The sequence below is a fragment of the Streptomyces sp. NRRL F-2664 genome, from assembly GCF_000719345.1.
Taxonomy (GTDB): domain Bacteria; phylum Actinomycetota; class Actinomycetes; order Streptomycetales; family Streptomycetaceae; genus Streptomyces.
In genome coordinates, this window is the sequence record NZ_JOFX01000115.1 from 1 (window position 1) to 5,018 (window position 5,018).

The 5,018-nt window shown below is 66.4% G+C and carries 3 protein-coding genes and 4 pseudogenes; 3 read left to right on the forward strand and 4 right to left on the reverse strand.

What is annotated here, in order from left to right; all coding sequences use genetic code 11:
* Positions 1 to 474, reverse strand: a 474-nt coding sequence (locus IF89_RS47275; RefSeq protein WP_199820616.1) for a hypothetical protein, incomplete at its 3' end; no start/stop codon positions are given.
* A gap of 32 nt (positions 475 to 506) precedes the next feature.
* Positions 507 to 1,331: pseudogene (locus IF89_RS39020) on the reverse strand (IS982 family transposase); the annotation flags it as partial.
* Between the two features lie 104 nt (positions 1,332 to 1,435).
* Here IF89_RS39020 and IF89_RS0134260 point away from each other — a divergent pair.
* The 3 genes and pseudogenes from IF89_RS0134260 to IF89_RS39025 all read left to right on the forward strand — a co-directional run.
* Positions 1,436 to 1,978, forward strand: coding sequence for a DapH/DapD/GlmU-related protein (locus tag IF89_RS0134260; RefSeq protein ID WP_030776568.1), 543 nt, complete (start codon positions 1,436 to 1,438; stop codon positions 1,976 to 1,978).
* 429 nt (positions 1,979 to 2,407) lie between these two features.
* Positions 2,408 to 2,537: pseudogene (locus IF89_RS49890) on the forward strand (IS630 family transposase); the annotation flags it as partial.
* Between the two features lie 43 nt (positions 2,538 to 2,580).
* Positions 2,581 to 3,000 (forward strand): annotated as a pseudogene (locus tag IF89_RS39025) (IS110 family transposase); the annotation flags it as partial.
* A 150-nt stretch (positions 3,001 to 3,150) separates the two neighbouring features.
* Here the strand turns inward: IF89_RS39025 and IF89_RS49895 are convergent.
* A pseudogene (locus IF89_RS49895) lies at positions 3,151 to 3,421 on the reverse strand (transposase); the annotation flags it as partial.
* A gap of 503 nt (positions 3,422 to 3,924) precedes the next feature.
* Positions 3,925 to 4,464, reverse strand: coding sequence for a snapalysin family zinc-dependent metalloprotease (locus IF89_RS0134275; protein ID WP_030776574.1), 540 nt, complete (start codon positions 4,462 to 4,464; stop codon positions 3,925 to 3,927).
* Positions 4,465 to 5,018 lie beyond the last annotated feature (554 nt).

The window sequence follows — 5,018 nt, forward strand, 5'->3', positions numbered from 1 at the left end:
GGTGCGGTTGCCGTGCCGGTCCGCAAACGCCACCGGGTTGCCGGCGGTGTCGAAGTACTGCACCGACCCGTCGGTGCGGTCCGCCAGCCGCCACTCGTAACCGCGCTCCTCCACCCCCTCCCGGGCAGGCAGGCTGCCCCCCGGCACATGCTCGAAGCGCACCCCCTCACCGGGGAACCGCTTCAGACCCGAGCCGGCACCGCCCGGGACACTGCCAGCCGGGTCGATCTCGTAGACACCGCCGGCGGCCACAACGCGGCCCTCTTCGGTGTCCACGAACGGCAGGCCCAAGCCCATGCCCGCGCCCAGGCCCTGCCGGTCCACCCCCAGACCCGACAACTCCTGGTCATACGACAGAGCCAGCGCAAACCCCGCCTCACCACGGCCCGCCGTCGCCAGCAGCGGCACCTCCAAGGAGTAGCGGCCGGTCCGCGCATCCACTGCGCCGCCGGCCTCCTCACCCGGGGCGAACACACCGGACACGGTGCCGGAGGCACCCGGCACCGCTGACGCATGACGCGGGCGACGACACCGACGGGTGTGCGTCCTCGGTGCTGTTCGAGATTGAGTTGGCCCTTGAAGGTCTCGTTGACCGACTCGATGACCTGCCGGAGGGGTTTGAACAGGGGTGCTCCGGGCCGTTCCGGTTCACCTTTGCGGGCCGGCCGCAGCAGCCGGATGCCCTGTTCGGCGAGGTCGCCTTCGAAGTTTTGGCCGGAGTAGTTCTTGTCGCCGATCAGTGTCTGTCCGGGCCGGGCGGTGACGAGGCCGGGTTCGGCGGCGAGGAGGTCCAGCAGGGTCTCGCGCTCGTTGGCCTTGGCCCCGGTCAGGGCGAAGGCGACGGGCAGGCCCTGGAGGGTGCACACCAGGTGCAGCCGCAGGCCTCAGAAGAAGCGGCTGTGGCTGGCGCAGTAGCCGTACTCGGCCCATCCGGCCAGGTCGCAGCGTTTGACGGTCTCGCGGGAGCGGCCGCATTCCACCGGCGGGGAGTCCACGATCCACACGTCATCGCTCCACACCGAAGTATCTGTGGCCAGTAGCCGGGTGACCCGGCGGAGCAGTTCGGCGGCCTTGCGCAGCCGCTTGTTGCAGCCGGGCTGCTGGGGCAGGTAGGGGATGTCGCAAGTGGGAGCGGGCGTGGCGGAGCCACTTGGCCTCGGAGGTGAACCCGAGCACGGCCTGCATCACCGCCAGCGTGACCAGCTCGGCGTCGGTGAGCTGCGGGGCAATCCCCATGGCAGGACCCACGGCGCCAGATGAGGAGACGCCTTCAGCAGGTCGTCGGTCTTCACATAGAGTGCCGTCGCGAGGGTGTCCAGGCTGTTCGTCACAAAACGATCTTGGGCGCCCTCGTCTTCGTCTCCGCCGGCACCCCTGTGATTTCGATCGCCGGGTGAGTCTTGTCCAGTCACCGGTTCACAGCAAGGATCACGGCATGTCCAGCGACCGTCTCATGCGCATCCACAGCGCCGAGTTCCAGGCCATGGCCGACAGGGTCCTGCGGGCCACCGAGCTCACCTCCCGCCTGAACGTCCTGCCTTTCAAAGACGAAGCAGGCAAGGCGGAACTGTTCGAACAGATCCTCGGCAAGCCACTGCCGCTGAGAGCCACGATCTATCCGCCCTTCTACACCGACCACGGCCTGAACCTTGACCTCGCCGAGCGCGTCTTCATCAACCAGAACTGCACATTCCTGGACTATGCCGGCATCCGGCTCGGCGAGCGCGTGATGATCGGACCGAAGGCCACGTTCATCACCAGCGGCCACCCGGTGGATCCCGAGGAGCGGCGGCTGTACCTCACCGGCGCACCCATCGACGTGGCGGAGAACGTATGGATCGGTGCCGGTGCCACGATCCTGCCCGGCGTCAGCATCGGCCGTGACGCCGTGGTTGCCGCCGGCGCGGTCGTGGCTGATGACGTTCCCCCAGCAAGCCTGGTGACCGGCCGCAAGGCAACCGCGCACCGAAAGTGGTGACGTCCTCTTCGAGGCCACGCCGAGCCCGACTGCGGGCAGCCATAAACCACATCAGAAACCTGGAGTCTCTCCCCGAAGCCCCTGGCTCCAGTCCACGAGGCAAGAGACCCTCCGCTCGCTCACTGACACCCTGGAATCGATCATCTAGGGGCAAGCAGCAGCCAGGGAATGCTGCCCATCAAAACAGGACTACGGGACCGCTGCCTGCCCTCTGAACGGCCCGGTGCGGCGCCCCCGATTCTTGGCCCTGCAGCTTGGCTCCGACACCAGCAAAATCTAAAGCGGTCTTGCGTAAGTTAGGTGTGGAGTGGGCATACCGGCTGGTGGGAGGGGGTTCCACCGTGCCGAAGCCGCTGGTGCTTGAGCTACTGAGATTTTCGGGTTGTCGTCGGGTAGTGACGGTTCATGATCCTGCGGTATGTCGATGGGGTGAGGTATCCAGAGGGTGGGGGCCTGACCGCTGAGTCGAGCGTTTAGTGAGGGGGTCCGGCTTCAGGCAGGGAAGCGGTTCGCAGCGGGTGAAAAGACCGCGGTCATCGTAGAGCAATGCCGGCCAAGTTGTCCGTGGTACGAACTGAACGAACACGCATGTCAGGAGAGCGATGAGCCGGATATGGGCGGGGATCGACAGCGGCAAGGGACATCATCACGGCATTGCCCTGGACTCGGACGGCAAGACGCTGTTGTCGGGGCGGGTTGCCAACAACGAGCCCGAGCTGCTCAAGATGATCGGTGATGTCCTTGACCTGGCAGACGGCCGACAGGTGACTTGGGCGATCGACATGACCGGTGGGGAGCCCGCGCTGCTGCTAGCCCTGCTGGTCAGCCAGGGCCAGGAGGTCCTCTATCTCCCCGGCGGCTGGTGAGCCGCGTCTCCGGCGACAACCGCGGTGAAGGAAAAGCCGACGCCTGCGACGCCGGCGTGATCGTCGGCTCGGCCAGGATGCCGTGACCCGAGGTGCCCATCCGCCCCCGTGACAAAGCCGCCTCGGCTGAAGCTGCTGATCGGGCGCCGGTCCGACTGGTTGAGGGCGGCACCCCAACCAGCCACTGGGGACGCCTCGCCCGGAGGCAGTCCTGCGGACGTCGCACGTTGTCCCAGGCTCGCTCTTTCACGAGGGCCGCGCGATAGGCACGCCGACCGCCGCTTCGCTTCACGACTGCTGAGGCTTTCAGGGCCGGGTCGGTGGGTTGACGGCCAGACCTGTGGCGGTGGGGCAGCCGTCGATCAGGTGGGGTCGGAGCTGGATCCTGCGTAACTCGCGGCGGAGCTTGCGGTGAAGGTCGTCGGGTGTGTCGAAGGCGCTGTTGGCCATCGCTCTGCGCACGAGTGGCCAGACAGCCTCGACGGGATTCAGGTCGCGTGCAGGGCGGAAGCCGGATGGCAGTGAGCCAGTCGTGCTCGGCCTCATACCGCTTCAGCCCTGCGGCCAAATGGGTGTTGAGCAGGGCACGGCGGCCAGTTGTCCCACGGGTCAGGCGTCCGCTCCCAGCGGCACACCTCAAGTCTCACAGTTGTTCCAGACCGCCGCGATCGGGCCGCCGAGCTGGATTGTGCCGCACAGGAAGCCGCAGCAATCCTTCCCGGAGAAGCTCTTGTGTGCGCCCTTGAGCAGGAGATGCGTGCGGGGCCGGGGGATGAGACGGCTCTTTTCTCACCGGGTTGCAACAGCACAGCGCGGGCCGGTGTCCGGCGGCGGGAGCGGCCTCGCACGCGGATGAGGGGTCTGCCCGCTTCGGCCCCGGGTGGGGCACGGAGCGGAGTCATCGAGAAGCCAGCTTCGTCCTCGAAGACGGTCCAGGCCCCGGATGCCGCCCCGAGCCCTTTGCCCGGGGCCACACCTCCTCCTCGCGGACTCCGGCGAGTAATTACCTCGTTTCCAAACAACCTTACGGGGAGCCTGACCGAAACTTCGTCATCCCTCAAGCACCGTTGAAGCAACGGATCATGCTGACCCCCACCACGGCACCCGGTCGCCGACGTTGTTGGCGGCGAAGAAGTTCCTGACGGCGGCCTTCTCTGCGGCGTCGGGCTGAACGTTGACACAGCCCGAGCCTGCCCAAGCACCTGACATCACCTTTGAGCAAGGGCTGCCCGGGCCCAGGTCGGGGAGCGACAGGATGTGGCCCAGTTCGTGGACGACTATGCGAGACGGCTTGTATAGCTGGGCGTCCCCGACTTCGAGATAAACCCAGCCGCGCCCCGCGCCTTTGATGTTGACGTGGGATTGGATTCCCCTAGCCGTCTTGTACTCCATGACCCGAAGCGGCGCAGGGGTATTCTGTTCGACGAACCTTATAGAGGGGACGGCCCTGTTCCAGATCGCGATCGCCTCGCGGGCCGCGTCCGTGTAGGAGCCGGCCAGCAGCAGGTCGATCGGGATGATCTCGGCTGCTGGGGCCGCCGCTTCGGCCGGCGCGCTGACGCCCGAGAAGACACCCGACGCCAGGACTGCCGTCGACAACAGGTTCAGTGCTCGAGCCATGGAAACGCCTCCAAAGTTCGTTGCCACCGGAGGCTAGAGGCCGCATGCGCAGTATGCAACGCCTTCTCAGGCCGAACTGATGGGCAAATGGCCCGAATTGAGTCTTCCATTGTGCATCTTCGAGTCGGGCCGCTATCGGGTGGCAGGCTGAGGATCATGATGGACAAGGCTCCCGGACGGTCGAGCGAGAGATCCCACATCTCGACTTGTCCGCCAGGGAGCTTTGTTGGTCACCCGTCTTGCTGCACTGGACCGTCCCCCATGCCCTCCGTGGAGCGGGTCACGATGCTGATCGTCACCCGCCCGTGGGGGTGACCGCCGGTGCAGACTGCCGGCTTCCCAATGAGCCCTCACCACACTCGTGTGCCTGCGCAAGCACGACACCCTGGCCCAGACCGCCGCCGGCTGCCGGATCGGCGAGCCGTGCTCGCGATCGGACCGCGACCCTTCGGCATCTAGTGCCGCATCAGAGAGCCTTTGCCCTGTTTCTCGGTGAGAGGATCACTGGCAAGCGCCGGGACTGACTGTCTCGGATCGAACGGGCGGGGAGACAT

Coding starts and splice junctions, on each gene's coding strand:
- IF89_RS0134260 (WP_030776568.1), top strand. CDS start 1,436: ATGTCCAGCGACCGTCTCATGCGCATCCACAGCGCCGAGTTCCAGGCC.
- IF89_RS0134275 (WP_030776574.1), bottom strand. CDS start 4,464: ATGGCTCGAGCACTGAACCTGTTGTCGACGGCAGTCCTGGCGTCGGGT.